Origin of the sequence: Paraburkholderia sp. NPDC080076 (assembly GCF_050281145.1) — a bacterium.
In the GTDB taxonomy this organism is placed as follows: Bacteria; Pseudomonadota; Gammaproteobacteria; order Burkholderiales; family Burkholderiaceae; genus Paraburkholderia.
The window spans coordinates 108,325-135,122 of sequence record NZ_JBNNWQ010000003.1 but is presented as its reverse complement, the minus strand read 5'-3'; the positions used below and the strand labels follow the sequence as shown (position 1 = coordinate 135,122).

Here is a 26,798-nt window from a genome sequence, read left to right as displayed (position 1 = left end):
GCTCACTTCGCCTCCTCGATTACGCGCCATCCGAGTTGCCGGACCAGATGCCGGCGATACGCCGCGCTGATATGCGCGTCGTCCTGCGCGCCCAGCTTCCAGCTCAAATCGTTCAATGCGCTGCGCAGATCCTCGTCACGCAGACGCGGCCATTGCTCGACCACCGGCCGGTCCGCGACGCCGCCCACCGCGAGGCGGATCGAATCGCACGTCACGACGGCCGCGCAAGCAACCATCGCGAAGTCGCCGTGGCGCGCGGAGAATTCCGTGAAACCGTAGCGTTCGCCCTGCCGCTTCAGCGGAAAGCGCACGGCTTCGACGAGTTCATCCGGCTCGCGCGCGGTCATCAACATGCCTTGAAAAAACTCGGCGGCGGGCAGCACGCGGTGTTTCCTTTTCGAGCGCAACATCACGTCGCCGCCGAGCGCGGCCAACACCAGCGGCAGTTCCGCGCTCGGGTCGGCATGCGCTATCGAACCGCACACCGTGCCGCGATTGCGGATCTGGAAGTGCGAGATGTGCGGGAACGCCATCCCCAGCAACGGCACTTCGTCGCGCAGAGATTCACGCCACTCGACGCTGCCTTGCGTCGCCGCCGCGCCCACCACCAGCAAGCCCGCCTTGTGATCGACACGCACCGAGTTCAGCTCGTCGGTGCGCGAGATGTCGATCAGCATCCGCGGCTGCGCGAGCCGCATGTTCAGCACCGCCATCAACGACTGGCCGCCGGCCAGCACGCGTGCGTCCTCGCCGCTTTGCGCGAGGGCGTCGAGCGCATGCTGGGTGGTCATGGCGCGCAAATAATCGAACGGCGCGGGTTTCATGCCTGTCTCCTGAAACGGGCGAAGAGGCGCGAAAGCCACGAGCCACCGGTTTGAACCGGCTTGCCCGCCGCCTGACGGCCGAGCGATTCGAACAGTTGCCGCAACACGACCTTGGCCGCGCCTTCGAGCATGCGCCCGCCGACCGCCGCGACCTTGCCCGACACCTGGGCTTCGTAGTCGTACGAAAGACGCGTGCCCGTTTCGATCGGCGTCAATTCGACGAGGCCGCTGCCGCGCGCGCTGCCGAGCGACGACATGCCCGCGCCAGCCAAACGCAGCCGATGCGGCGCGTCGATTTCCGACAGGCCGATCTTCGCTTCGAAACGCGCCTTGATCATGCCGACGCCGACCGTCACGTCGGCGCGATACTGATTCGTACCTTCGGCTTCGAGCGCATGGCAGCCGGGAATGACCTTGGCGAGCGCGTTCGGATCGAGCAGCACGGCAAAAATCGCTTCCGGCGCTGCCGGCAGATCGACGCTGCCCTGCGCGGTAAGCGCCTTGCCGCCGCCCGGCAGCGCCGGTTTGGCCGCTGCGGCTTCACGCAACTCGGGACGCGACGGCGCGGGATCGTCGATGCCGATCAGCGCCATCACTTTCGAAGGCGTCAGCGGCAAACGGATATCGTCGACGCCGAGCGCGTCCGCCACCGCATTCGCGATGCACGGCGGCGTGCTCATGTTGTTGCCCTCGCCGAGTCCTTTCGCACCGAGCGGCGTGAACGGCGACGGCGTCTCCAGATGCACGATCACCGGGTCGGGCACTTCGCAGGTGGTCGGCATCAGATAGTCGGCGAGCGTGCCGGACTGGAAGCTGCCGTCCGCGCCGTAGCGAAACTCCTCCATCAACGCCGCGCCGAGCCCTTGCGCGAAGGCGCCGCGAATCTGGCCGTCGGCGAGCGCGGGGTTCAGCAGCGTGCCGGCGTCGTGCGCGGTGACGTAGCGGTCGATCCGCACACGGCCGGTGGCGCGATCCACTTCGACCCCGCACATGTCGAACGCAAAGCCGTAGGCCGCCGAAGTGTTGATGCGATCGTTCTCGTCCGGCGCGGCCATGTTCGGCGGATTCCAGAACACGGTCTCGCGCAGACCGGGCTCTTCGCCTTCGGGCAACAGCGCGGGCGCCCAATGCGGCGCATTGGCGGCGACGCGGCCGAACGGCTGCGCGCGATCCTCGGCGCCCTTTGCAAAGATGCGGCCTTCTGCAAAACAGACATCGTCCGGCGCGCAGCCCAATTGTTTCGACACGATGCGCGCGATCTTGTCCCGTACGCGCACCGCCGCCAGATGCACCGTGCCCGCCACCGCACCGGCAAAGCGGCTCGAATAATTGCCCGCCGCCACCGACCACGCATCCTTGTGTGTATCGAATTCGACATTGACGACGACATCGTGCGGCGAGACGCCGAGCACGTCCGCTACGACTTGCGCACACACCGTCATATGCCCCTGGCCGGCGGGCGTCGACGCAATCGTCACCACCACGCCGCCGAGCAGATCGACGCTGACCGTCGCGCTCGCGATCGCGCCGCTCTTCGGTCCGGCTTTCTTGCGGGCGTCGGCGGGCATTACCGTCGTGATGTAGCCCATGTTCGACACCGACGGTTCGACGATCGCCGCAAAGCCAATGCCGTACAGACGTCCTTCCTTGCGTGCCGCCTCGCGACGCGCATGCAGTTCGTCATAGCCGCCTTCGGCCAGCGCGCGGCGCAGCGCTTCCTGATAGTTGCCCGAGTCGAGCAGCGCGCCGGCCGCGGCGCGATATGGGAACGCATCGGCGGCGACGAAGTTGCGGCGGTACACGTCGAGCACATCGAGCTTCAGTTCGAGCGCGATGCGCTGCATCAGCCGTTCGAGCGCGAAGTACACCTGCGGTCCGCCGAAGCCGCGCACTAGCCCCGTCGGCGTCTTGTTGGTCAGCACGACGCGGTTGCGCACCAGCAGATTGTCGATCGCATACGCGCCGGTCAGGCAGCCGTGCATGCGATAGAACGTGGCCGGTTCCGGCGCGCGCAGATAGCCGCCGCAGTCTTCGAGTTGATCGTAGGAGAGCGCCGTGATGCGGCCGTCGTTTTCCACCGCCGCTTCGAGTGTCGATACGCGCGCGGTCGCGGAAGTGGCCGCGCTCAGATGTTCGAGCCGGTCCTCGACCCATTTCACCGGCGCGCCCGCCTTGCGCGAGGCGAGACACATCAGTACGACGTACGGAAACACTGCCTGCTTCACGCCGAAGCTGCCGCCCGAATCGCGCGGCGCCTTGTGACGCAAACGGTTGGCGGGCACGTTCAGCGCCATCGCCATCACCGCGTGCAGCGAGAACGGGCCCATGAAATTCGACGTGACGTCGTAGCCTTCATCGCCCGCCAGATACTCCGCGATCACCACGCCGCATTCGATCGGCGCGCAGCTATTGCGCGGATAATGCGCGACCAGTTTCACGCGATGCGGCGCTTTCTCGAACGCCGCATCCGGCTCGCCGTAGCGAAAGTGCCGGTCGCTGATCACGTTGCTGCCTACTTTCTCGTGCAATACCGGCGACTGGTCGCTTGCCGCCTGTTCGATCGATGTGACCGGATCGAGCGTCGCGTACTCGACCTTGAGCAGATCGAGCGCGTCCTCGGCGATAGCGCGCGATTGCGCCAGCACCACCGCCACCGGTTCGCCGACATAGCGCACGCGGTCCATCGCCAGCGCCCACTGTTCCATCGGCGATTTCACGCCGACCACGAAGGGCCGCGACCACGCGCGCAGGTCGTCGCGTGTCAGGATCGCGCGCACGCCGGGCAGTTTCGCGGCGGCATCCGTGTCGATCGACACCAGTTCGGCATGCGCGTGCGGCGAGCGCAGGATCGCGGCGTGCAGCGTGCCGGGCCGGATGCCGATGTCGTCGCCGTAACGGCCGCGACCGGTGAGAATCGCGGGATCTTCCAGACGCTCCATCGGGCGGCCGAGATGACGCTGCGGGCGTTTGTCCAGTTCCGGGTCGCGGTCCTGCGTCGCCGTGTCGCCGGCGTGGAGCGTGTCGCGCCGATTCATTGGTCCGCTCCCGATTCGCGGCGCTGCGCGAATTCGTCGGCGAGTCCGCTCCAGCGCTGCGCGATCTCGCGATGCTCGATACCGAACAGATCGAGAATCCGCCCCACCGTATGGTCGACCACGTCTTCGATAGTCTTGGGATGCGCGTAGAACGCGGGCACCGGCGGCATGACGATCCCGCCCATCTCGGTGACGGAAGTCATGTTGCGCAAATGCGCGAGATTGAGCGGCGTTTCGCGCGCGACCAGCACGAGCCGGCGACGCTCCTTGAGCATCACATCGGCGGCACGCGTGAGCAGGTTGTCGGCGAAACCGTTGGCCACGCCCGCGAGCGTCTTCATCGAGCACGGCGCGATCACCATGCCCGTGGTGATGAAGGAACCGCTCGCCACCGCCGCGCCGATGTCGCGCACGTTGTAGGCCACGTCGGCGAGACGCTCCAGATCGCCGCGCGTCATGCCGAGTTCCTGCGCCGCCGTGACCGCGCCGGAGGCCGACACGATCAGATGCGTCTCGTGCGTGCCGAGGCGCCGCAGCGCGGCGAGCAGACGCACGCCGATCAGCGCGCCGCTCGCGCCGGATATGCCCACGACGATACGCTCACGTTTGTGTTCAACCATGTGCGCCACCCAGATAGCTGTCGAACGCGGCGTTGTCGGCGGCAATCAGCGCGTCCAGATTCACCGTGTCCTGACCGGGAATGCGCACCCGCGTGAATACGTGCGACGGGTACACCACCGGCCGTGTAGCGTCGAGTCCCATTTTGGCGCTCACGCCTTGCAGATGCGGCGGCGCGTCTTCCGGCTGACCCACGGTAGTCGACGGATCGAGCGGCGAGCCTTGCGCGCCTTCGATCACGACCAGATCGCGATCGGCCTGAAAACGCGTGGCAATCGCCCATTCGATTTCGGCCGGGTCGTGCACGTCGACATCGGTATCGACCACCACCACCTGTTTGATGTCGTAGTGCGCACCGAACGCGCACAGAATCACGTTCTTCGCTTCGCCCTCGCGCTTCTTTTCGAACTGCACCCACAGGTGATAACGGCACACGCCGCCCACGGACAGATGCACGTCCTTCACATTGGGATGACTACGTTGCAGATGCGCCAGCAAAGTCGCCTCGCGCGGAATCGCGCCGAGCAGCAGATGCTCCATTTCCGCCGGCACGATCGTATGAAAGATCGGCTTCTCGCGATGCGTCACCGCGGTGACTTCGATCACTTCACGCGCTTCCTGAGCGCTGTAGTACTTCGGAAATTCGCCGAACGGGCCTTCCGGTTCGCGCACGTTGGGCAGAATGCGCCCTTCGATCACGATCTCCGCGAAGGCCGGAACGTTCACGCCGTTGCTCACGCACTTGACCACCGGCAGCGGCGCGCCATGCAGCGCGCCGGCGATTTCCAGCTCGTCGGAATCGATCGGGGAAATGGCTTGCGAGGCGAGCATCGTCAACGGATCGACGCCGATGGCGATCGCGACGTCGAGCGCGTCGCCCGCCTCTTCCGCGGCTTTCTGGAATGCATACAGATGGCGCGGCAACAGCAGGATCGCCATGCGATCGGGTCCATGCACCTGAATGCGGTTGATGGACACGTTCTGCACGCCGGTACGCGGATTGCGTGCAATCACGAGACCCGCGGTGATGTACGGCCCGTTGTCGTGCTCGCTATGCGTAGGAATCGGCAACAGCTTGTGAAGATCGATGCCGCTGGTATGCACGACCTGCTGGCAGGCCGCTTCGGCACGCGGGATTTCCTTCGAAGGAACCGGCTGATCGGCCGCGTCGCGAAAGCGCGCCAGCAGATCGGCCTCGGCCACGCCCATCGCTTCCGCGATCCACGCGCGCCGCGACATGAAACCGCTGACCACCGGTACGTCGTGACCGCCCGGCTTCGTGAAGAACGCGGCTTGCGTGCCGTCCAGCCGCTTTGCAATCGCGGCGAGTTCGTGTTCGAGCGCGACCGGCTTGTCGATCGTCGCGACCCGGCCCGTGCGCGCCAGATGCGCCAGCCAGTCGCGCAGCGTGAGCGCGGCGGACGGGTGGGCCCACGTCAGGTGAAAAGTACCGTGCGATGCGGCATCGCGAGTATTCATCTACGTCTCCATCAATGCCTGGCTTCATGTCCGAACCGGACGGCCAGTTGATGATGGAAGCGTAACGAGATCAGCGTATAACTTCTAATATTGATTATTGATGCGTCGAATCATTCCCGATGATATGCGTGTTAGCACCAATGACAGGTAATTGTAGGCAGGATATCAATAGACACGGCGCGGGCGGGGGCGCATGCGCCACCGTCGGCTGAGGGTTTGGGAGCGTCCATGGCACACGGTTGCGGCCTTTATCTGATACGGCGCGTCATTCTCATTACGTTTGCTGATGTTTTATTCATACCAACATGGACCTCAGGCAAATCCAGTATTTCATCGCGCTCTTCGAGGACGGTTCGGTCACGCGGGCGGCGAAACGCCTGAACATCGTGCAGCCTGCGCTCAGCATGCAGATCGCCAAACTCGAGGACGAACTGCACCAGCAGCTCTTCGAGCGCAACGCGCACGGCATGGCGCCGACTGCCGCCGGCCGGCTCATGTATCGGCTCTTTCTACCGATCATGCGCGATCTCGCGCATGCGCGTCAGCAACTCGTGCAGCGCGACGAGGTGGTGACCGGCCATGTGTCGATCGGGCTGATCGCGTCGGTTACGGAAAGTGTGCTGGCCGATGCGCTATCGCGTTTCCACGCGCGCTACCCGCATGTCGAGGTGACCGTGGCGGACGGCTACAGCGCGACCTTCATCGATTGGGTGGCGGGCGGCCAGCTCGACGCGGCGCTGATCAACAAGCCGCGCGCGCGTCTCTCGCTCGACGCGCAGCCCTTGCTCGACGAGGAAATGGTGCTGGTGACGAGCGCCGAGCACGGCCCCGAGTTGCCGCATGCGATCGAACTCGCGCAACTGCCCGAGCTGGAACTGGTGTTGCCGACCAAGCGCCACGGCTTGCGCGGCGTGCTCGATACAGCCGCGCAACATGAAGACGTGCTGCTCGCGCCGCGCTTCGAGATCGACGTGTTGAGCACGATCGTGAAGCTGGTGGAAAGCACGCACTTCGCGACCATCCTGCCGCGTATCGCCGTGCAGCGCGCGGTGCGCCTGGGCAGCCTGCGCGCTTATCCGATCCTCGCGCCGCGCATCGTGCGGCATATCGTGTGTGTGAGCCATCCGCGCCGCCCGTTGAGCGCCGCGGCGGATGCGCTGGTGTCGATCATCGCCGACGAATTGCGCCAGGTGTCGAGCGTGTCGGAACTGGACGCGACGCTAAACGGGCCGCCCAGTGATGCATCGAACGATCAGCGTTCATCGCCCTTGTCCAGGGAGCGCTCCGTATGAATGCCGCGCCATGAAGCAATGGCCGTCAGCTTTTGACGGCCACCGGCGCGTCGACGTCATGCGCCTTCAGACCGGACACGGTCACACGCAAGCCGTGCCGGCCCTCGTTGTTGCGCAGCGAAAGGTCCATCTGATGCCGCTCGGCGATGCGCGACACGATCGCGAGCCCGAGGCCGCTGCCCTCGCCTTGCGCTTCCTCGCCGCGATAGAAGCGGTCGAAGACCCGTTCGAGTTCGGCCTCCGGAATGCCCGCGCCGGTATCGACGACCTCGAAGCCAACGCGCGTACCGGCACGCTTCAGGATCACGTCGACACGGCCGCCGCGCGGCGTATGACGGATCGCATTGTTGATCAGATTGCCCAGCAGCACGCTCATGCCGTGCGGCTCCGCCAGCACGGTATAAGCATCGCCCTCCGTGCGCGCGCCCTCGCATTCCAGGCCGATGTCGATCTCCTTCGTTTCCGCCAGCAACGAAAAATCACCCACGGCCTGCTCACCGATCCGGCGCAAGCTGACCGGCACCATCGACGTGACCGGATGCGCGTCTTCACGCGCCAGCGTCAGCAGTTGCTGCACCAGGTGAATGATGCGGTTGACGCGCCCTTCGACGCGCTCGAGCGTTTGCCCTTCGCCCTTTAACGAACCGTCGCGCGACGCGGCCTGCAATTGCAGCTTCAGCGCGGCGAGCGGTGAGCGCAACTCGTGCGCGGCATCGGCAATAAAGGTGCGCTGTGCCTGCGACGCCGTGTGCAGTCGCTGCAGCATATCGTTGAGAGCTTCGACCAGCGGCTTGATTTCGACCGGCACGCTGCCGTCCAGACGCAGCGGTTCGAGCGAGTCGATGGTGCGGGTGGACAGCGCGCGCGACAGCCCGCCGATCGGCGCCAGCCCGCGCGCCACCACCAGCAGGACCAGCACGATCGTCACCGGCACCAGCACGCCGAGCGGCCAGAGCGTGTGCAGCGCGAGTTGCAGCGCAAGGTCCTCGCGCACGGAGATGGGCTGCGCCACCTGGATATAACGCTGCGCCTGCTGCACGGCGAATGTGCGCCAGTGATACTCGCCGCGCTCCACCGTGTTGAAGCCCGCGGGCTGACGCGGAAACACCGGCGCCTGCAGCGAGTGATAGATGAGCTTGCCGGCAGCGTCCCAGATTTCGATGACGACCCGGTCGTCGGCCAGACCACCGAGGTCGGGATTACGATGTTCACCGTCGCCCGCACCGGCGAGGTTCGACGGCAGCGACAGCGCGATCGTGCGCAACTCGTAGTCGAACAGTTCGCTCGCTTCCTCGCGCGCCGTGTGAAAGATGCCGTAGCCAGCCACGCCCGAGGCAACCGCCAGGCCGAAAATCAGCCAACCCAGCAGCCAGCGGCGAATCGACTTCATCAGCACCTCTTCAGACGGTAGCCCACGCCGCGCACGGTCACCACCTGCTCCGCGCCGATCTTGCGCCGCAGGCTATGTACATGCACTTCGATGGTATTGCTGCCCACTTCCTCGCCCCAGCCGTACAGTTTCTCTTCCAGCTCGGCCTTGGTGAACACGCGCGTCGGCTCTTCGATCAGCGCCTGCAGCAGCGCGAATTCGCGCGGCACGAGCGGCAGCGACTCGCCGGACTTGGTGACTTCGTGCGCGGCGGGGTCGAGCGTGAGCTCGCCGTGGGCGTAGACCGGCTGCTTCTGGCCGGTGCGGCGTCTGAGCAGCGCACGCACGCGCGCGGCCAGTTCGTCGAGGTCGAATGGCTTGATCAGATAGTCGTCGGCGCCGGCGTCGAGGCCGCGAATCCGTGCGTCGACGGCGTCGCGAGCCGTCAGGATGATGACCGGCGCGGCGCCGCCGCCCTTGCGATAGGCGTTGAGGACGTCGATGCCGTCCTTCTTCGGCAAGCCGAGATCGAGCAGCACGAGGTCGTACACACCATTGTCGAGCGACAGCTCCGCCGCGCGGCCGTCTTCGGCCCAGTCGATCGCGTAGCCGGCGCGGCGCATCGCGCCCAGTACCGTTTCCGCAATCATGTCGTCGTCTTCGACCAATAGCAGACGCATGGTCTCTCCTCTCCCGTGTTGGCCCCGGCATTGTCTCGCCCGGTAGCTTAACGCTTCCTTATGGCTTGCTTATGTTTTCCTGAAGCGACGCTGAAGGGACGCTTAAATTGGCGTTAAGCGTGTCTTAAGCAGTCCATCAGCAGAATCGGCTCCTGTTCGCGGCATCCCTGCGCGGATGCCCTATTTCTTCGTTCAGGAGCCGGACTTTGCCCGTTTTCAATGCCGCAACGGCGGCTATATCGGCGGCCGTGTCTGGGTTCGCCGCGCCGGCCGAGCCCGCGGTCAAACACACTTCGCGACCATACGACCGGCTGCGCGTGCTCGTGCCGCTCTGCGCGCTGCTGATGGGCGGCTGCACGTGGTATCACCGCGAGCCGCTCGCGCCGCAGGACACGTCCACCTCCGCGCATTCGCTCGAACGCATCCGTATCGATCCGTCGAGCATGCCGCTGCCGGAATTGGCCGCGCATCGCTTCGACCCGTCCGACGGGCTCGATATCGACGAAGTCGCGATGCTCGCGGTGGCCAACAATCCCGACCTCAAGCTGGCCCGCGACGACCTCGGCATCGCCCGCGCGCAGGCCTACTCGGCGGGTCTGCTGCCCGACCCGCAACTGAGCGTATCAAGCGATTATCCCGGCCAGATCGGCACCACGCGCGCGTTCAGCTACGGGTTGAGCATGGACGTGATGGCGATCGTCGTGCGCAGCGCCAACCAACAATCAGCCGACGCCACCGTGGCCAAAACCGATCTCGGTCTGCTGTGGCAGGAATGGCAGACCGTCGCGCAGGCGCGGCAGTTGTTCATCAAGACGCGCTTCCAGCAGGACACGTTGCCGCTTTTGCAGCGTCAGCGCGACCTCGCGCGCACGCGCTACGAACGCACGGCCGAAGCGCGCCGCGACGGCAACCTCACCGACGACACGCTGAATGCGGCGCTCCTCGCCTATAGCGACGCACGCAAGCAATACACCGACGCCGAACGCGCAGCCGAGCAAACGCACCACGATCTGAACGCGCTGCTCGGCGTCTCGCCCGAGGTGCAGTTGCAACTCACCGGCGGCGAAGACATCGAGCCGCTCTCCGACACGACGCTCGACGCCGCGCTCGCCGGATTGCCTCGACGCCGCCCCGATCTGATCGCGCTGCAAGCCGGCTACGAGGCGCAGGAACAGAAATATCGCGCCGCGATTCTCAGCCAGTTTCCGAGTCTGTCCGTGGGCTTCGTGCGGGCGCGCGATACCTCGAACATATACACGAGCGGCTTCCAGATCAACTTGAGCCTGCCGATCTTCAACCGTAACCAGGGCAACGTCGCGATCGAGCAAGCGACCCGCCAGCACCTGCGCGACGAATATCAGGCGCGGCTGAACAACGCTTACGCGGATGTCGCGCATCTGCGTGCGGACAACACGATCCTCACACGGCAGTTGCAGCAGACCGAGGCCGCCTTGCCCGATGTCGACGTAGCCGCCAACGACGCGGCCGCGGCCTACGCGGAACACAACCTCGCGCTCGGCGCTTACACCGACGCGCAAAGCGCCGCGCTCACCAAACAGATCGACGTCGCGACGTTGCGCGAGTCGCTCGCCGAACAACGCGTCGGCTTGCAGGCGCTGCTCGGCAGCGCGATTCCCGACGCCTACTCCACCGCTCTGACTGACTCCGACACTCATGCGAAATAGCCTGACTTCAGCGCTGCGGCCGCGCATTGCCGCCGGTGCGATTTTTATCGCCTGCGCCACGTTGCTGTGCGCCGGCGTTCATGCGGCCCGTGCCGCAAGCGCCGCGGCAGCGCCCGCCGCCGACGCCGCCGATCAACCGGTGGTCGCCGTCCAGACCGTGCACGTGCAGCGCGCCGAGATCGCGCAGCCGGTGCGGGCATATGGGATCGTCGCGGCGTCCGCGTCGAACCTCACCACCGTCAATCTGCCGTATACCGCGCGTATCGTGCAGATGCGCGTTCAGCCTGGGCAAACCGTGGCGCGCGGCACGCCGCTCTTCGTCGTGCAGGCCGACCCTGCCGCCGTCCTCGCGGCCACCCAGGCGAAAAGCGCCGTGACACTCGCACAAGGCGAGCTGGCGCGCACGCAATCGCTGTACGACAAAGCGCTCGCCACCCAGTCGCAACTCGCCAGTGCCCGCAAGGCCGCTGACGATGCACAGCAGGCGCTCGCCGCGCAGATCCAGACAGGCGTGGCAAGCGGCAACAAGATCATCACCGCGCCAAACGACGGCGTGGTGCTGCAGGTCACGGCCGCTCAGGGCGACCAGGTGCAGCCCGGCGCGGCGATCCTGCAACTCGCCGGCGGCAGCGGCAAGGACGCGCGCGCCAACGTGATGCTCGGCGTCGAACCCGCCGATGCCGCCGCGATCCACGCCGGCGACACAGTTACCTTGCACGGCCTGTCCGCGTCGCTCGCGAAGACTTCGGTGAACGGCCACGTCGCGCTGGTCGGCGCGTCCGTGGATCAGCAGAGTCAACTCGTCGACGTCGGCGCGAACGTGCCGCTCGGTCAGACTGCCTTCATTCCCGGCACGCGCGTGAGCGCCGATATCGCGACCCGCAGCGGCACGCACTGGATCGTGCCGCGCGCCGCCGTGCTGAAAGATGACAACGGTGCGTACGTGTTTCAGATCACGCCGCAGAACAAGGCGCGCCGCGTGGCGGTGACCACGCAGGTGGAGAACGGCGACCGCTACGGCGTGGATGGCCCGCTCGACGCCGGCGAGGGCCTCGTGGTCAGCGGCAACTATGAGTTGAAGGACGGCATGGCGGTGCAAACCAGCGGAGGCGCGCCGCGATGAATTTCGGTCAATGGATGCAGAAGCACCGGCGCTCGCTGCTGTTCGTGATCGCATTGCTGGCGATGGCGGGCGCACTGACCGCGTTCCGCCTGCCGATCTCGCTGTTCCCGAACGTCGCGTTTCCGCGTGCGGTCGTCTCGCTCGACGCGGGCGACCGCCCCGCGGAACAGATGGCCACGCTCGTCACGATGCCTGTGGAAGAAGCGCTGCGGCGCGTGCCGAACGTGCGCGACGTCGAATCGAAAACGAGCCGCGGCGCGGCCGAAATCTCGATCAATTTCGACTGGGGCACCGACATGGCGCAAGCCACCTTGCAGGCGCAGTCGGCCATCAGCGAAATACTCGCGACGCTGCCCCAAGGCACCTCGATGCAGGTGCGGCGCATGGACCCCACCGTGTTTCCGGTGCTGGCGTATAGCCTGACTTCGCAGCGGCAGTCGCTCTCCGCGCTGCACGATCTCGCGCAATTCCAGATGCGGCCGTTGCTGTCTTCGGTGGAAGGCGTGGCGCGCGTCGACGTGACGGGCGGCGATCAGGACGAGTTCGAAGTCGCGATCGATCCCGCCCGCCTCGCCGCGTACAAGCTCTCGCTGTCCGATGTGTCGAAGGCGATCGGCGCGAGCAATGTGCTGATGGCGAACGGCCGCATCGAGGATCACTACAAGCTTTACCTCGTGATCGCCAACACCACCATTACGCGGCTCGACGAACTGCGCAATGTCGTGGTGTCGGCCAACGGCGCGACGCAGATCCGCCTCGGAGACATCGCGACCGTACGCGCTGGCGTGGTGCCGCAATGGATGCGCGTCACCGCCGACGGCCAGGACGCCGTGCTCATCAACGTGTATCAGCAGCCGGGCGCGAACAGCGTGGCGATGGCCAAGGCGATCCGCGCGAAGCTCGCCGATTTCCAGCATCAGATGCCGGCCGGCGTGCATCTGTCGAATTGGTACGACCAGAGCGAACTGGTGATCGCCTCGGCCACCAGCGTGCGCGACGCGATCATGATCGGCGTGGTGCTGGCGGCGTTGACGCTGTTCGCTTTCCTGCGCAACTGGAAGATCACCGCGATCGCCGTCGCGCTCGTGCCGGTGGTGATGGCCGCGACGATCCTCCTGCTCGACGTGTTCGGCATGGGCTTCAACATCATGACGCTCGGCGGCATGGCAGCCGCCGTCGGTCTCGTGATCGACGATGCGATCGTGATGATCGAACACATCGTGCGGCGCATGCGCGAGGGCGGCGCGCGCGCGTTTCATGGCCGCGTGATGGCGGCGGCGCTCGAATTCACGCGACCGCTGGCCGGGTCGTCGGCGGCAACGCTGATCATTTTCGTGCCGCTGGCATTTCTGTCCGGCGTGACGGGTGCGTTCTTCAAGGCGCTCTCCGTGACCATGGCGAGCGCCCTGTTCATCTCGTTTCTCGTCACGTGGCTCGCAGTGCCGATTCTGTGCGACCGCTGGCTGAAACCGAAAGACGCCGAGGAACACCAGGAAACCCGCTTCGCCTCGTGGATGAACCGGCGCTACGCGTTTCTGGTCGAGCGCGTCACCGCGCGGCCGGTGCTCGTGTTATTGGGCCTGCTGCCGTTGATCGTGGTGGCCGCGTTCGCGTTCACTCGCGTGGGCAGCGGTTTCATGCCGAGCATGGACGAAGGCGGTTTCGTGCTCGATTACCACACTGAACCGGGCACGTCGGTGACCGAGACCGACCGCTTGATGAAGCAGATCGAGAGCATCATCCGCGCGAATCCGAATGTCGCGACCTATTCGCGCCGCACCGGCGCCGGTCTCGGCGGCGACCTGAACGAGCCCAACAAGGGCGACTTCTTCGTGCGGCTGAAGTCTGGCAATCGCGAACCAATCGATACCGTGATGGAAGAAATCCGCTCGAAGATCGAGACTCAGGTGCCGGGCGTGAGTATCGAACTCGCGCAGTTGATGGAGGATCTGATCGGCGACCTGACGGCAGTGCCGCAACCGGTCCAGATCAAGATCTATTCCGACGACCCGAACACGCTCGACACGACCGCGCGCAAGGTCGCGGCGCAAATCGGCAAGATCCAGGGCGTGGTGGACGTGAACGACGGCATCAATCCGGCCGGCGACGCCCTCGAATTGCACATCCGCCCGGAAGCGGCGGCCGCCGAAGGCATGGACCCGCAGTCGATCGCTCAGGCCGTCTCCGATATGGTGGAAGGCAATGTGGCCACGCAATTCCAGAGCGGCCCGAAAACGGTCGGCGTGCGCGTGCGCGTGGCCGGCGCGATGAAGCTCACGGATACGCAACTGGGACAGTTGCAGATTCGCGCGCCAGACGGCCACCTGTTCGCGCTCGATCGCGTCGCCGATCAGCTGACGGTGACAGGCCAACCGGAAATCAGCCGCGACAATCTGAAACGGATGGTGGCGGTGACCGCGCGCATCGACGGCCGCGATCTCGGCTCGACGATCGCCGACGTGCAGAAGACGCTCAGCGATAAGGCTCTATTGCCGAGCGGCGTGTATTACGAGTTGGGCGGCCTGTATCAGCAGCAGCAGATCGCGTTCAAAGGGCTGCTGAGTGTGTTCGGTGCGGCGATCGCGCTGGTGTTCGGTTTGCTGCTGTTTCTGTACGAGCGCTTTCGCGTTGCGCTGGCGGTCATGGCGATGCCGTTGCTGGCGGCGGGCGCGGTGTTCATCGGCTTGTGGATCACCGGCATCGAGTTGAACATCTCCGCGATGATGGGGATGACGATGATCATCGGCATCGTGACCGAGGTGGCGATTTTTTATGTGTCGGAGCTGCAGGGGCTCGTGCGGGATGACGAAATGCCATTCGAGGAAGCGTTGCTGAGCGCCGGGCGCAATCGTCTGCGTCCTATCGCGATGACGACGATCGCCGCGATTCTGGCGCTGCTGCCGCTGGCTTTTGCATTGGGGCAAGGATCGGCGATGCAGCAGCCGCTGGCGATCGCGATTATCTCGGGGCTGATTGTTCAGTTGCCGCTGGTGTTGCTGTTGCTGCCGGTGTTGTTGAAGTTGTTGATGAAGAAGGAGGCGATTTAAGCCGCGCTATGCGGCCCGCGCGGCTTCCGGTGTGTGCGCCTGTGGCTCGCCGCGGGCGCATCTCCGACTCAGTCGACGCAATCGAGAGACCTACACCTTCAGCACATCACCAAACCCGCCAACCCGCACCCCCGCCGCACGAATCGCCATAGCAACTTTCCGCGACAACAACGCGTGCAATTCGTCCTCGTGACGATACATCCTCATCCCGTCACTCAACGGCCGCTCCCCCGCCACCGCGGGATGGCAGTAAATCTCCCCCACCCCGTGCGGCAGATCGGCGAGCGCCGCCAGCCACGCCGCCTCATCCATCCGGCCGCTATCGGCGATTCCCACTACGTAATCGTTATGCGCGATGCCGGCGCGATCCAGACGCGCCTTCACCCGCGCGATCCACGGCCGCAACCACAGCGGCGCATTCGCTTCGAACGGCAAGCGCATGGCCTTCATCCCATACTCGCGGCCGATGTCCAGAATCAATCCGAGCACCGTCGGGTGCAAATGAAAATGCTTGTGCGTGTTGACGTGGTCGAGCGTCAGACCGGTCTGCGCAAAGGCATCGAACTGCGCGCGAATTTCCCGCGCAAGCTGCTTGCGCACATGCGGCAAAAAGAAAAACCGCACGCCGTCGCGCACCATGTTGTCGCCGAAACGGCCATGCTCGTCGAGCAAGGCGGCAATCCCCGCGCGCGGCGTGACCGCGTCGCCGTCGGCCAGCACCAGATGCAGGCCGACGCGCAGCCGCGGCAAGGCGCGGGCGCGCGCCACCGCGTCGCCGGCAGCCGGTGCGCCGATCATCAGGCTCGCGGCGCTCAGCACGCCTTCGCGATGCGCCCGCTCGACCGCCAGATTCACCCGCGCGTGCAGGCCGAAATCGTCCGCGGTGACGATCAATGCGCGTGGCTTAGCCGCCATCCGACGTCTCCATCACATCCATCACGTTCAACGCGCCGTTGCGCGCGGCCTTCAACGTGCAAGCGTCGACGGGCACGCGCGCACCGCGCCATATCACATGCGAGCCGAACACGGCGGCGCACCACTGCAACGCCAGCAACGTATCACGCAACGGCACCAGCGGCAGATCTCGCCAGAACGTACGCTCACGACGCGCCGAGCGCAGATGCAACAACAGACGCGCGGCGAGGCCGGCGGCCGTGCCGGTTGCGCTCGTGAACGCGGCCCACGCATGCACCGCGTCGGACGAACTGGCCGCGAGGGCGGTGGTGAGCCACGCGCCGGCCACGAGCCAGGGTGTAGGAAACGTAATGAAGAGGAACGCGAAACCGGGCGCATTCACCGAGCGAATCGTACGCAGCCAGCGTGTTTCGCGCTGCCACAAGGCGGATAACGCCGGCTCGATCACGTCGGTAGCCACCGTCACGCGCGAGAGCACGGTTTGCAGGCCGAGAGCGCGCACGTGTTCGGCCAGCCAGTAATCGTCCGCGAGACAGTTTTTCAGCGCCTCGAAACCGCCGATGCGCTCGAGCGTGGCGCGCCGCAACGCGAGCGTCGCACCGAAGCCGAAACGGCGCGAGCCGGCCGCGTGCGCGACCCGCACCGACGGCGCGAACCATTCGTTGATGAAGAGCGCGCCCACGCGCGGCCAGAAGCCGCCGATGCCGCGCGCCACGTAGAGGCACGTGACCACGCCCACCCGCGCATCCGCGAGCGGCGCGGCCACAGTGTCGAGATAATCGGCTTCGACGGCAATGTCGCTGTCGGCAATCACGATCACGTCATGGCGTGCCCGCGCCGCCATGTTGATCAGATTGCTGACCTTGAGATTGCTGCCGTGCACGCGCGTGTCGATCGCGAGTTCGATGTCGTGCGATGGATAGGCGGCTTGCAAACGGCGCACTACGGCAATCGCCGGATCGTCCGGCGAGGACACGCCGAGCACGAGTTGAAAATGCTCATGACGCTGATCGCAAAAGGTCCGCAGATTGTCGTAGAGACGCGGCTCCGCGCCGCACAGCGGCTTGAGCACGCTGACGCCGACACGCGCAAAGCGATGCAGCGGCTGCGAAGCTTGCGAGGTGGAATAAGAGGCACGACCCGCCGCGCCGCGGCGCGAGCCGAAAAACGGCATCGCGACCGCCGCCAGCAGCGCGTACAGCGACGCGCATGCGCAGCCGGCTAGCAGGATCCATTGGGATGCCGTCACCGCGTGCACCGCCATCGTCCGTTCCGTCAGTGCTCGGCCAGCACGAACGCTCTGCCGGTCAGGCGCAGATGAAGAATCACGAGCCAGCGCCGCGGACAATCCGAGGCGATCGCGACCGGCCGCGCGAGACGGTTGGTCCCGGTCGCATAGTGGCCCTGCAGCGCGAGTTCGAAGGCAGCGTGCGCGAACTGGCGCGTCACGATCACGCCGCTCGCAATCACGGCGATGGCGAGCAGACGGAACGGCATGGAACTGAAGACGCTCTGCGAAACCGGCAGCACCAGCAGTGCGAGGCACGCGAGCAACTCGGCGCCCATGGCGGTGAGCGAGGCCACCATCAGGTGGGCGCGCAGCATGTCGACGGTGGCTGGCTTCATGGCTGGGTCTCGTGACCTGATGGAATGCCCGGCGCCTGATTCGACGCAACTCGTCGGCGTGGAAAAGCACCGACTGTCATCCCATCGATGTGCTTACGATTGAACTGCAACGACATCGCAACAGCCCCGCCGCCGCGTGTCCGCGATGACGCCGCGACAGCGATCTGTTGAGGGGCGATAGTAGCGATTCAAGCTGAAGGAAACCTTAAGGAAGAAGGCGTATAAAGCGGGGGATGAACAGCATGGTTAAACTTCGGATTACGGCCCAGCGCCTGCTCGAATATCGCCGCTGCCGTGCAATGGAACATCGAACGGAAATATTCAACTCATGCGCGTACTCCTCGTAGAAGACGACGACCTGATCGGCTGCGGTATCGAAGCGGGACTGCGTCAAGCCGGCTTCACGGTCGACTGGGCTCGCGACGGCCACAAGGCCGGTCTCGCGCTCGACACCACCGCCTACGCGCTGGTGCTGCTCGATCTCGGCCTGCCCCGCGTGTCAGGTATGGAACTGCTGAAACGCCTGCGCGATTCGGGCAAGGACGTGCCGGTGCTCGTGCTGACCGCGCGGGGCACGGTGGTCGACCGTGTCGGCGGCCTCGAAGCGGGCGCCGACGACTATCTCGGCAAGCCCTTCGATCTGACCGAACTGATCGCCCGTTGCCGGGCGTTGTTGCGCCGCGCGCAGGGCCGCAGCGTCGAGCGGATCCGCTATCAGGACCTGACGGTCAACCCGGCCGCGCAAACCGTCGAAGTGGGCGCGACGCGCGTGTCGCTCACCTCGCGCGAGTGGGCGATCCTGTTGCAGTTGCTGACCAACCAGGGGATTCCCCAGTCGCGCTCGCGTCTCGAAGAAAGCCTGTATGGCTGGCAGGAAGAAATCGAGAGCAACGCGATCGAGGTGCACGTGTCCAATCTGCGCAAGAAACTCGGCGCGAAGCTGATCAAGACCGTGCGCAATATCGGCTACGTGGTGGAGAAAGAATGATGGGCGCGTCGATTCGCCGGCGTCTCGTGCTGTTGGTCCTCACCAGCATTGCGCTGGTCTGGGGCATTGCGCTGGTGTCGAGTTATCGTCAGGCCACGCGCGAAGTCGCCGAATGGGAAGAGGCGCGTCTCGCGGAACTCGCGCAGATTCTCGCCCTGCTCGATCAGCGCAATCTGACCACGCTCGCCAACGCGCGCATCGACGTGCGCGAGGAAGAAAAAGGCGGCGAGCCGGGCGCCAACGACAGCGACGACGACGACGCGCTGCCGCGCGACGCGCTGTTCCAGGTGCGCGGCCCGAACGACGCCGTGCTGGCGGGCAGCCCGCAATTGCGCGAGCTCAAGGCGTGGGACCTGCCGGTGCCGGCCGTGAGCGGCACGCAGGACATCACGCTCGGCGGCCAGATGTACCACTCGTTCACCTTGCGCGACACCACGCTCGGCCACACCGTGCGCGTCTTCGAACCGGCCAATACGCGCAGCGACCTGGTGAGCGGCGTCGCGAGCCGGATCGCCCGGCCTACGCTGGTCGCGCTGCCGGTGCTGGCGGTGCTGGTGTGGTTCAGCATCGGCTGGAGTCTGGCGCCGCTCAGGCTGCTCTCGCGCGCTATCCGCTCACGCGACGTGAACCGGCTGGAACCGATCGACATCGGCCGCGCGCCGACCGAGGTGCGCCCGCTCGTCGATGCGATCAATCAGCTGCTGTCGCGTTTGCTGCATTCATTGGAGCGCGAACGCGCGTTCACCGCCGACGCCGCGCACGAACTGAAAACGCCGCTGGCCGCGATCAAGGTGCAGGCGCAAGTCGCGCTGGCGGAACAGGACACCGTGCGCCAGCGGCTGGCCATGGAGCGCGTGGTGCAAGGCGTCGACCGCAGCGCGCGGCTCGCGGAGCAATTGCTGCTGCTCGCGCGCCTGGACGTGCATGAAAAAATCTCGACGGCGCCGCTCAAACCGGCAACGGTGGCGAAAGACGCGCTGCTCGCGAACGAGCGCAACGCGCAGCAGAAAAACATTCACGTGATGCTGCTCGGCGACATGCGCGCGGAAATCGACGCGGAGCCCGTGCTGATCGGCATCCTGCTCGACAATCTGCTCGATAACGCGATCAAGTACGGGCATGCCGGCGGCATCATCGAAGTGGCGGTGCAGCACGCCGAAGACCGGGTGCAGGTGACCGTGCGCGATGACGGCCCCGGTGTCGCGGCGGGCGACCTCGACCGTCTGACGAATCGTTTTTTCCGCGCGACCGGCAATCAGGCCACCGGCAGCGGACTAGGTCTTTCAATCGTCGCGCGGATCGCGGAGCATTTCGGCGCGAGCCTGCGTCTGGGCAAGGGTATCGGCGAGAGCGGGCTCGCGGTCGAGGTGTCGTTTCCCGCTTATGCGCAGGCGAGCTAAGGTGCGCGCTCGAACGCCCGCTCGGGTGCCCGGTTCGACGACTCCGCGAACTGCCATGCAATGAGGCCGGGCACGAACATCACGAGGTCGCGAATCCGGCGCGCGCCGGCCAGCGCGAGACAAATGGATGGATCGAGGCCCAGCGCGCCGCCGATCAGAATGAAGCCGCCCTCCTGCACGCCGAGACCGCCCGGCACGAAGAAGGCCGCGCTACTGATTGCCTGGATCAGCGATTCGATCACCACCGCTTCCACCAGCGTGACCTGCACGCCGAGAAAGTGCAGCGCCAGCCAGATTTCCAGCGACGTGAGGAAGCACTGCAGCGGCTGCCAGAAGAACAGGTAGCGCAACACCACGCCACGCCGGCGCCAGATCAGCTTGATGGCCTGATCGATCTGCGCCGACTGCCCGACCAGCGCGGCGAGCTTGCCGCTCGTCATATGATTGAGCGCGCGCGTGATGCGCTCGAACGGACTCGCATGCTGCACCAGCGCGAACAGCACCAGCAACGGCGTGAGCACCACCACGCCCCACGCCAGTTGCCCGGCGAGCCGCAGCGTGTCGGAATGCGCGTGTGCGAACAGAAAGCCGATGCCGACCATCGTGAAGAGCAACTGGCTGATCACCGTGAGCTGCATATCGACGATGATGCTGCCCACCGCCATGGACGGCCGCACGCCCCAGCGCTTGAGCATGCGAAACGACACCACTTCGCCGCCGATGCGCGCTACCGGCAGCATGCTATTCACCGATTCGCGCACCCACACGAGGTGCAGCATATTGAGGAGACCAGGACGGTTCGCGCCACGAATCAGCGAACGCCAGTCGCAAGCGTTGGCGAGCATCGGCAGCACGTGCGCGAGCGCCGCCAGCAGCAGCCCCGCGCCGGCCGCGCGCAGCGCGCCGAGCACGGCGCCCGGATTGTCCTGCCAGACGAGCCAGAGCGACACCAGCAAGCCGGCTAGCGCAGCTACGCGGCCGAGATGCTTCGTCACGCGAGCACCCCCTGCGCGCGCTTCAGGCGCCTTGCCGTGCTTTTAACCGCTGCTTTAAAAAAACTGCGCATCATGACCGATCCGTGGTGCCGTTCATTCGTCCTGTGCCGCCGACAACAGGCCGTCGCCATCCACCTTGAAGCTGACGCCTCGCCAGATCACGCGCGAGGACCAGAAGCTCGCGACGAAGATCGCAAACGATACGATATCCCAGAACGGCAGCAGCCACAGATCGCGATGCGCCTGCTTCAACGCGCGATCGGACAGCAGTTTCAAGGCGAGCCGCGCGCACATGGCGGCCAGCGCGAGCGACCACGCCCACCAGCCGCCTGCCGAGAAGATGACCGCGAGCAACGCGAACGCGAACGGATGAACCAGCGCGGAGCCGAGATGGCCGAGCGGATCGATGCGGCGAATGGTGCGGCTCCAGCGCAGTTCATGCGCGATCAGTTGCGCCGCGCTCGATTCGACGCAAGCATGCGAGATTGTGAACGGCGGAATCACCACCTTCTCGCCGAGCAGGCGCACCGCCTCGCCGATCGCATGGTCCTCGGCCAGATGCCGCACGAACGGCGTAAAGCCGCCGATTTTTTCGAGCGTATCGCGCCGCATCACGATGGTCTGCCCGAAGCACGGGCGCGCGAGCCCGAGCGCGAGACCAGTCACGACACCCGGCAGGAACTGATAGTTGGTCGCCTTGGCCGACAGGCGCGGCCAGAAGCCCGGATCGGGCTGTCCGCGATACGCGCAGGTGACGAGTCCGACGCCGGGCTTCTGCAACTCGCCGATCACATTGCGCAGATAGTTCGGGCCGACGCTCACGTCGCTGTCAGCGAAAACGAGCACGTCGTGCCGCGCTTGCGGCAGCATGTTGAGGATGTTGCTGATCTTGCGGTTCGGGCCGTACAGGCGCGTGTCGGCCACCACGGTGATGTCGGCTTCGGGAAAGTGGCGCCGCAGATCGTCGACGGTTTGCAGCGCGGGGTCGGCGGAGTCGTGCACGCCGAACAGGAATTGCACGGGGCCTGGATAATCCTGCCGGCAGAAGCTCGACAGATTGGCGAGCAACGCCCACTCGTTACCGTGCAGCGGTTTGACGATGGTGACCGGCGGAAAGGTGCTCGGCTCGGACACCGCTCGCGCGAAGAATCGTCCGATCAACGCGCCGGCGAGCACAGTGTAGCCGACGCCGACAACGGCGCCCGCCGCGCACGCATAGGCCAGCGTGACTTCGAGCAGGTGCGCGGCGTTCACGCCTCGTGGGCGCGCAGGAACCGGAAGAATTCGACGCCTTCACGCAAGCGCCGTTTCATCATGTCCCAGCTCGTCAACATCTCACGCAGGATTTCCCAGATCTTCGATGGGCGGAAATAGAACCGCTTATAGAAGTTTTCGAGCTGATGGTAGATCTCGTCGCGCGACAGATGCGGATAGCCGATCGCGGCCAACTGCACGCCTTCCTTGCTCACGAGATTGATCACCTTGTTCTCTTCGAGCCAGCCGTTTTCGACCGCCTGGTTGTAGAGCGTCGTGCCCGGATACGGCGCGGCGAGCGACACCTGGATCGTGTGCGGATTGATCTCCTTGGCGTACTCGATCGTCTTCTGGATCGTGTCCTGCGTTTCGCCCGGCAAACCGAGAATGAAAGTGCCGTGAATCTTGATGCCGAGCTTGCGGCAATCGTCGCTGAAACGGCGCGCGATGTCGGTGCGCAAACCTTTTTTGATGTTCAGCAGGATCTGGTCGTCGCCGGATTCGTAGCCGACCAGCAGAAGGCGCAGGCCGTTTTCCTTCATGATCTTGAGCGTGGCGTACGGCACGTTCGCCTTCGCATTGCACGACCACGTCACACCCAGTTTGCCGAGGCCGCGAGCGATTTCCTCGACGCGCGGCTTGAAGTCGGTGAAGGTGTCGTCGTCGAACATGATCTCCTTGACTTCAGGCATGTTGTCGCGAATCCACTTCACTTCGGCCAGCACGTTCCCGACCGAACGCGTGCGGTAGCGATGTCCGCCCACGGTTTGCGGCCACAGACAGAAGGTGCACTTCGAACGGCAGCCGCGGCCCGTATAGATCGATACATACGGATGCTTCAGATAGCCGATGAAGTAGTTGTCGATCTTCAGATCGCGCTTGTACACGGGCGCCACGAACGGCAGTTCGTCCATGTTCTCGAGAATCGGGCGCGCTTCGTTGTGCTCGATCGAACCGTCGCGGTTGCGATAGCTGAGCCCTTTGATCTGCGCGAACGGTTTGCCCTCGGCGATTTCCTGGCAGGTGAAGTCGAATTCCTCGCGGCAGACGAAGTCGATCGCCTCGCTCGCGGTCAGCGAATTGTGCGGATCGACCGCCACCTTCGCGCCGACCATACCGATCAGCAGCGACGGCTTGCGCTTTTTCAGGTCTTCGGCGAATAGCGCGTCGGTGGGAAAGGACGGCGTGCTGGTGTGGATCAACACCAGATCGTATTGCTGCGCAATGTCGAGCGATGCCTCGACGGACAGGCCGTCGGCGGGTGCGTCGAGCACACGGCTGTCGGGCACGAGTGCGGCGGGCTGCGCGAGCCACGTCGGATACCAGAATGAGCGGACTTCACGCTTGGCCTGATAGCGCGAACCCGCGCCACCATCGAAGCCGTCATACGACGGCGCCTGCAAGAACAGGGTTTTCATGGATGCTCCAGCAAGCCTTGTATCGGCGCTTTCAGTTCTCTGTCGCCAAACTATCGGAACTATTGCCCGCCACCCGGCGGGGGAATCGCGCAAATACTACGGAGCAAAGCTGAAGGAAACCTTAAGGAAAATACGGACGCTGACGATACCCGCGGCGCTGTTCCATGTGCCTGGAAACTGGCGTCGGACCACGTGCGGCAGCCAGGATCGAGCGGGCAAAATCCGGCTCACGGCGCTTCATGTCAAGCGTGTGAACGAGCCGCTTTTTTCGATGTGGGGATCATGCAGATTGATGGCCGGCCGCACGCGTTGCGCGCGCGAACCGGCCATGACGTCAGACCGGCTTGATATCCGCCGCCTGTTTGCCCTTCGGCCCCTGCTTGATTTCAAAGCTGACCTTCTGGTTTTCCTGCAAGGACTTGAAACCTTCGGAACGAATCTCCGAGAAGTGGGCGAACAGATCTTCGCCGCCGTCGTCGGGGGTGATGAAACCAAAGCCTTTTGCGTCGTTAAACCATTTCACTGTACCGGTTGGCATGTCGATTCCTCTGTGCATCTGGGTTGATTGGGCTGCATTCGCCGAGCTTCGCCCGCCGCCGCGGGTGTGCGCCGGATCCTGTCACCGCTGCTCGACTCTACGCTTCTTTACGCGGCGCTGCTTCGCCCGGTTTTCCGCCGCCGCAACAGCCGAGTCGCAAGACGCGTGCCGCGCACCAAGTCCGGGCAGGCCGCCGGTGCGATTTCACACAATCAGATAAGATGTTTGGTTATCGGCAGTCCACCCATGGCCGCGCAGGTCCAGCCCAATGTTTCACGACCGCGCGACCTGTCGTTTTCCCCTATACAGGAACCCCAGCATGGCCACCTCGAACTATACGGATACCCGACTTCTGATCAACGGCGAGTGGTGCGACGCCGCCAGCGGCAAGACCCTCGACGTCATCAACCCTGCCACCGGCAAGGCCATCGGCAAAGTGGCGCACGCCGGCATCGCCGATCTGGACCGGGCGCTGGCCGCCGCGCAGCGCGGCTTCGAAGCCTGGCGCAAAGTGCCGGCCAACGAGCGCGCCACGACCATGCGCAAGGCCGCCGCGCTGGTGCGCGAGCGCGCCTCGGACATCGGCCGCCTGATGACGCTGGAACAGGGCAAGCCGTTTGCCGAAGCACGCGTCGAAGTGCTGGCGGCAGCGGACATCATCGAATGGTTCGCCGACGAAGGCCGCCGTGTCTACGGCCGGATCGTGCCGTCGCGCAATCTCGCGGCGCAGCAACTGGTGCTCAAGGAACCGATCGGCCCGGTAGCCGCCTTCACGCCGTGGAACTTCCCGGTCAACCAGGTGGTGCGCAAGCTGAGCGCCGCGCTCGCGTGCGGCTGCTCGTTCCTCGTCAAGGCGCCGGAAGAAACCCCGGCATCGCCGGCTGCGCTGCTGCAGGCTTTCGTCGAAGCCGGTGTGCCGGCGGGCACGGTCGGCCTCGTGTTCGGCGACCCGGCTGAAATTTCGAGCTACCTGATTCCGCATCCGGTGATCCGCAAGGTCACGTTCACCGGCTCGACGCCGGTCGGCAAGCAACTGGCGGCACTGGCCGGCGCACACATGAAGCGCGCGACGATGGAACTGGGCGGTCATGCGCCGGTCATCGTGGCCGAAGACGCCGACGTGGCGCTCGCCGTGAAAGCCGCGGGCGGCGCGAAGTTCCGCAATGCCGGTCAGGTCTGCATCTCGCCGACGCGCTTCCTCGTGCACAACAGCATCCGTGAAGAATTCGCCGCGGCGCTGGTCAAGCACGCTGAAGGCCTCAAGCTCGGCGACGGCCTCGTCGAAGGCACCACGCTCGGCCCGCTCGCCAACGCACGCCGTCTCACCGCGATGAGCAAGGTGCTCGACGACGCGCGCAAGACCGGCGCCAAGGTCGAAACCGGCGGCGAACGCGTGGGCTCGGAAGGCAACTTCTTTGCGCCGACCGTGCTGACCAACGTATCGCTCGAATCGGACGTGTTCAACAACGAGCCGTTCGGCCCGATCGCCGCGATTCGCGGCTTCGACAAGCTCGAGGAAGCGATCGCCGAAGCCAACCGTCTGCCGTACGGTCTGGCGGGTTACGCGTTCACGAAGTCGTTCACCAACGTGCATCTGCTGTCGCAGCAGCTGGAAGTCGGCATGCTGTGGATCAACCAGCCGGCCACGCCGTCGCCGGAAATGCCGTTCGGCGGCGTGAAGGATTCGGGCTACGGTTCGGAAGGCGGCCCGGAAGCGATGGAAGGCTATCTGGTCACCAAGGCGGTATCGGTGATGTCGGTTTAAGACGGACCGAGGCGGCTCACCGGCCGCCTCTTTTTACACCACCGTACCGGGTCCGCGAGCCGTCGCTCGCGGACCTTTTTTATTGCCATGAACGACACCACCCAACAACTCATGCAAGCCACGCTGACCGGCAAGACCGTGGAGCTGCGACCGCTTCAGCGGGAACACACGCAAGGTTTGCTCGACGCCGCCGCGGACGGGCAACTGTGGAATATGAAGCTGACCGTGGTGCCCGGACCCGGCAGCATCGACAGCTATATCGCAACGGCGCTCGAAGGCCGCGCGGCCGGCACCGTGATGCCATTCGTGATCGTGCGGCGCGACACTGGCGCGCTGGTCGGCAGCACGCGGTTCTGGAAGATCGACCGGGTCAATCGCAAACTCGAAATCGGCCACACGTGGCTGAGCGAATCGGTGCAGCGCTCGGCGGTGAATACCGAGGCGAAGTATCTGCTGCTGTGCCACGCATTCGAAGCGATGCAATGCGTGCGCGTGCAATTCACCACCGACGAACTCAACGAGAAATCGCGCGCGGCGATTCTGCGCATCGGCGCGAAACAGGAAGGCGTGGTCCGGCACGAACGCATCATGCCGGATGGGCGTAAGCGCAACTCGGTGCGCTTTAGCATCATCGACGAGGAATGGGACGAGGTGAAGGCGATGCTCGAGGCAAAGCTGGCGCGGTAAAGCCAACCAGCGCGCGGCCCGCTCACGCTTCTGAAAAGCGCAAGCGAGCCGCCTTCACCC

General features: G+C 65.1%; 21 protein-coding genes. 8 read left to right on the top strand and 13 right to left on the bottom strand.

What is annotated here, in order from left to right:
* Positions 1-2 precede the first annotated feature (2 nt).
* From ACQKRQ_RS12900 to ACQKRQ_RS12885, 4 genes are read right to left on the bottom strand one after another with little or no spacing between them, the layout of a single operon-like run.
* Entirely contained in the window at positions 3-824 is an 822-nt protein-coding gene (locus tag ACQKRQ_RS12900; protein ID WP_427477323.1) for an FAD binding domain-containing protein, read from the bottom strand.
* The gene (locus ACQKRQ_RS12895) at positions 821-3,859 is read right to left on the bottom strand and encodes a xanthine dehydrogenase family protein molybdopterin-binding subunit (RefSeq protein ID WP_427477321.1); all 3,039 of its coding nucleotides are present in this window, start codon (positions 3,857-3,859) and stop codon (positions 821-823) included. The genes ACQKRQ_RS12900 and ACQKRQ_RS12895 overlap by 4 nt, the downstream gene beginning before the upstream one ends.
* On the bottom strand, positions 3,856-4,479 hold the full coding sequence (locus tag ACQKRQ_RS12890; protein ID WP_427477319.1) for a UbiX family flavin prenyltransferase: 624 nt from the start codon (positions 4,477-4,479) through the stop codon (positions 3,856-3,858). The genes ACQKRQ_RS12895 and ACQKRQ_RS12890 overlap by 4 nt, the downstream gene beginning before the upstream one ends.
* Positions 4,472-5,956 carry a UbiD family decarboxylase gene (locus ACQKRQ_RS12885; RefSeq protein WP_427477318.1) on the bottom strand — a complete coding sequence of 495 codons (1,485 nt, stop codon included), beginning with the start codon at positions 5,954-5,956 and terminating at the stop codon, positions 4,472-4,474. The genes ACQKRQ_RS12890 and ACQKRQ_RS12885 overlap by 8 nt, the downstream gene beginning before the upstream one ends.
* Positions 5,957-6,261: 305 nt before the next feature.
* Here ACQKRQ_RS12885 and ACQKRQ_RS12880 point away from each other — a divergent pair, with 305 nt between their 5' ends.
* On the top strand, positions 6,262-7,248 hold the full coding sequence (locus ACQKRQ_RS12880) for a LysR family transcriptional regulator (RefSeq protein ID WP_427477317.1): 987 nt from the start codon (positions 6,262-6,264) through the stop codon (positions 7,246-7,248).
* 25 nt (positions 7,249-7,273) lie between these two features.
* Here the strand turns inward: ACQKRQ_RS12880 and ACQKRQ_RS12875 are convergent, their stop codons facing one another.
* Positions 7,274-8,638: a sensor histidine kinase gene (locus tag ACQKRQ_RS12875; RefSeq protein ID WP_132374299.1), complete on the bottom strand. Its 1,365-nt coding sequence runs from the start codon at positions 8,636-8,638 to the stop codon at positions 7,274-7,276.
* Complete coding sequence (locus ACQKRQ_RS12870; protein ID WP_408430516.1) at positions 8,638-9,297, bottom strand: response regulator; 660 nt, start codon at positions 9,295-9,297, stop codon at positions 8,638-8,640. The genes ACQKRQ_RS12875 and ACQKRQ_RS12870 overlap by 1 nt, the downstream gene beginning before the upstream one ends.
* Before the next feature lie 206 nt (positions 9,298-9,503).
* Here ACQKRQ_RS12870 and ACQKRQ_RS12865 point away from each other — a divergent pair, with 206 nt between their 5' ends.
* From ACQKRQ_RS12865 to ACQKRQ_RS12855, 3 genes are read left to right on the top strand one after another with little or no spacing between them, the layout of a single operon-like run.
* Positions 9,504-10,982 (top strand): TolC family protein, encoded by a 1,479-nt coding sequence (locus ACQKRQ_RS12865; RefSeq protein WP_427477314.1) that lies wholly within the window; start codon positions 9,504-9,506, stop codon positions 10,980-10,982.
* The gene (locus tag ACQKRQ_RS12860) at positions 10,972-12,105 is read left to right on the top strand and encodes an efflux RND transporter periplasmic adaptor subunit (protein WP_427477312.1); all 1,134 of its coding nucleotides are present in this window, start codon (positions 10,972-10,974) and stop codon (positions 12,103-12,105) included. Before ACQKRQ_RS12865 ends, ACQKRQ_RS12860 begins: the two co-directional genes overlap by 11 nt.
* Positions 12,102-15,152: an efflux RND transporter permease subunit gene (locus ACQKRQ_RS12855; protein ID WP_427477310.1), complete on the top strand. Its 3,051-nt coding sequence runs from the start codon at positions 12,102-12,104 to the stop codon at positions 15,150-15,152. Before ACQKRQ_RS12860 ends, ACQKRQ_RS12855 begins: the two co-directional genes overlap by 4 nt.
* Before the next feature lie 90 nt (positions 15,153-15,242).
* Here ACQKRQ_RS12855 and hpnK read toward each other — a convergent pair whose 3' ends face one another.
* The 3 genes from hpnK to ACQKRQ_RS12840 are packed head-to-tail and all read right to left on the bottom strand — an operon-like array spanning position 15,243 to position 17,693.
* Positions 15,243-16,067 (bottom strand): hopanoid biosynthesis-associated protein HpnK, encoded by an 825-nt coding sequence (hpnK, locus tag ACQKRQ_RS12850; RefSeq protein ID WP_427477308.1) that lies wholly within the window; start codon positions 16,065-16,067, stop codon positions 15,243-15,245.
* Complete coding sequence (hpnI, locus tag ACQKRQ_RS12845) at positions 16,057-17,331, bottom strand: bacteriohopanetetrol glucosamine biosynthesis glycosyltransferase HpnI (protein WP_427477306.1); 1,275 nt, start codon at positions 17,329-17,331, stop codon at positions 16,057-16,059. The genes hpnK and hpnI (ACQKRQ_RS12845) overlap by 11 nt, the downstream gene beginning before the upstream one ends.
* Positions 17,332-17,342: 11 nt before the next feature.
* Positions 17,343-17,693 (bottom strand): hypothetical protein, encoded by a 351-nt coding sequence (locus ACQKRQ_RS12840; RefSeq protein WP_132374293.1) that lies wholly within the window; start codon positions 17,691-17,693, stop codon positions 17,343-17,345.
* Positions 17,694-18,021: 328 nt separating this feature from the next.
* Between ACQKRQ_RS12840 and ACQKRQ_RS12835 the strand changes: the two genes are divergently transcribed.
* Both ACQKRQ_RS12835 and ACQKRQ_RS12830 read left to right on the top strand, forming a co-directional pair.
* A complete protein-coding gene (locus tag ACQKRQ_RS12835) occupies positions 18,022-18,681 on the top strand; it encodes a response regulator (RefSeq protein WP_132374292.1) in 660 nt (219 codons plus the stop codon).
* A complete protein-coding gene (locus ACQKRQ_RS12830; RefSeq protein WP_427477303.1) occupies positions 18,678-20,081 on the top strand; it encodes an ATP-binding protein in 1,404 nt (467 codons plus the stop codon). Before ACQKRQ_RS12835 ends, ACQKRQ_RS12830 begins: the two co-directional genes overlap by 4 nt.
* On the opposite strand, the gene ACQKRQ_RS12825 is transcribed toward ACQKRQ_RS12830, so the two are convergent.
* The 4 genes from ACQKRQ_RS12825 to ACQKRQ_RS12810 form a co-directional block, all read right to left on the bottom strand.
* Complete coding sequence (locus ACQKRQ_RS12825; protein ID WP_427477301.1) at positions 20,078-21,076, bottom strand: flippase-like domain-containing protein; 999 nt, start codon at positions 21,074-21,076, stop codon at positions 20,078-20,080. The genes ACQKRQ_RS12830 and ACQKRQ_RS12825 overlap by 4 nt on opposite strands.
* 93 nt (positions 21,077-21,169) lie before the next feature.
* The gene (gene hpnI / locus ACQKRQ_RS12820; RefSeq protein ID WP_132374289.1) at positions 21,170-22,330 is read right to left on the bottom strand and encodes a bacteriohopanetetrol glucosamine biosynthesis glycosyltransferase HpnI; all 1,161 of its coding nucleotides are present in this window, start codon (positions 22,328-22,330) and stop codon (positions 21,170-21,172) included.
* Positions 22,327-23,748 carry a hopanoid biosynthesis associated radical SAM protein HpnJ gene (hpnJ, locus tag ACQKRQ_RS12815; RefSeq protein ID WP_427477299.1) on the bottom strand — a complete coding sequence of 474 codons (1,422 nt, stop codon included), beginning with the start codon at positions 23,746-23,748 and terminating at the stop codon, positions 22,327-22,329. The genes hpnI (ACQKRQ_RS12820) and hpnJ overlap by 4 nt, the downstream gene beginning before the upstream one ends.
* A gap of 334 nt (positions 23,749-24,082) precedes the next feature.
* On the bottom strand, positions 24,083-24,286 hold the full coding sequence (locus ACQKRQ_RS12810) for a cold-shock protein (RefSeq protein WP_007181784.1): 204 nt from the start codon (positions 24,284-24,286) through the stop codon (positions 24,083-24,085).
* A 319-nt stretch (positions 24,287-24,605) separates the two neighbouring features.
* Here ACQKRQ_RS12810 and ACQKRQ_RS12805 point away from each other — a divergent pair, with 319 nt between their 5' ends.
* Positions 24,606-26,051 carry an NAD-dependent succinate-semialdehyde dehydrogenase gene (locus tag ACQKRQ_RS12805; protein WP_427477295.1) on the top strand — a complete coding sequence of 482 codons (1,446 nt, stop codon included), beginning with the start codon at positions 24,606-24,608 and terminating at the stop codon, positions 26,049-26,051.
* Between the two features lie 87 nt (positions 26,052-26,138).
* A complete protein-coding gene (locus ACQKRQ_RS12800; RefSeq protein ID WP_427477293.1) occupies positions 26,139-26,738 on the top strand; it encodes a GNAT family N-acetyltransferase in 600 nt (199 codons plus the stop codon).
* The last annotated feature ends 60 nt before the right edge of the window (positions 26,739-26,798 follow it).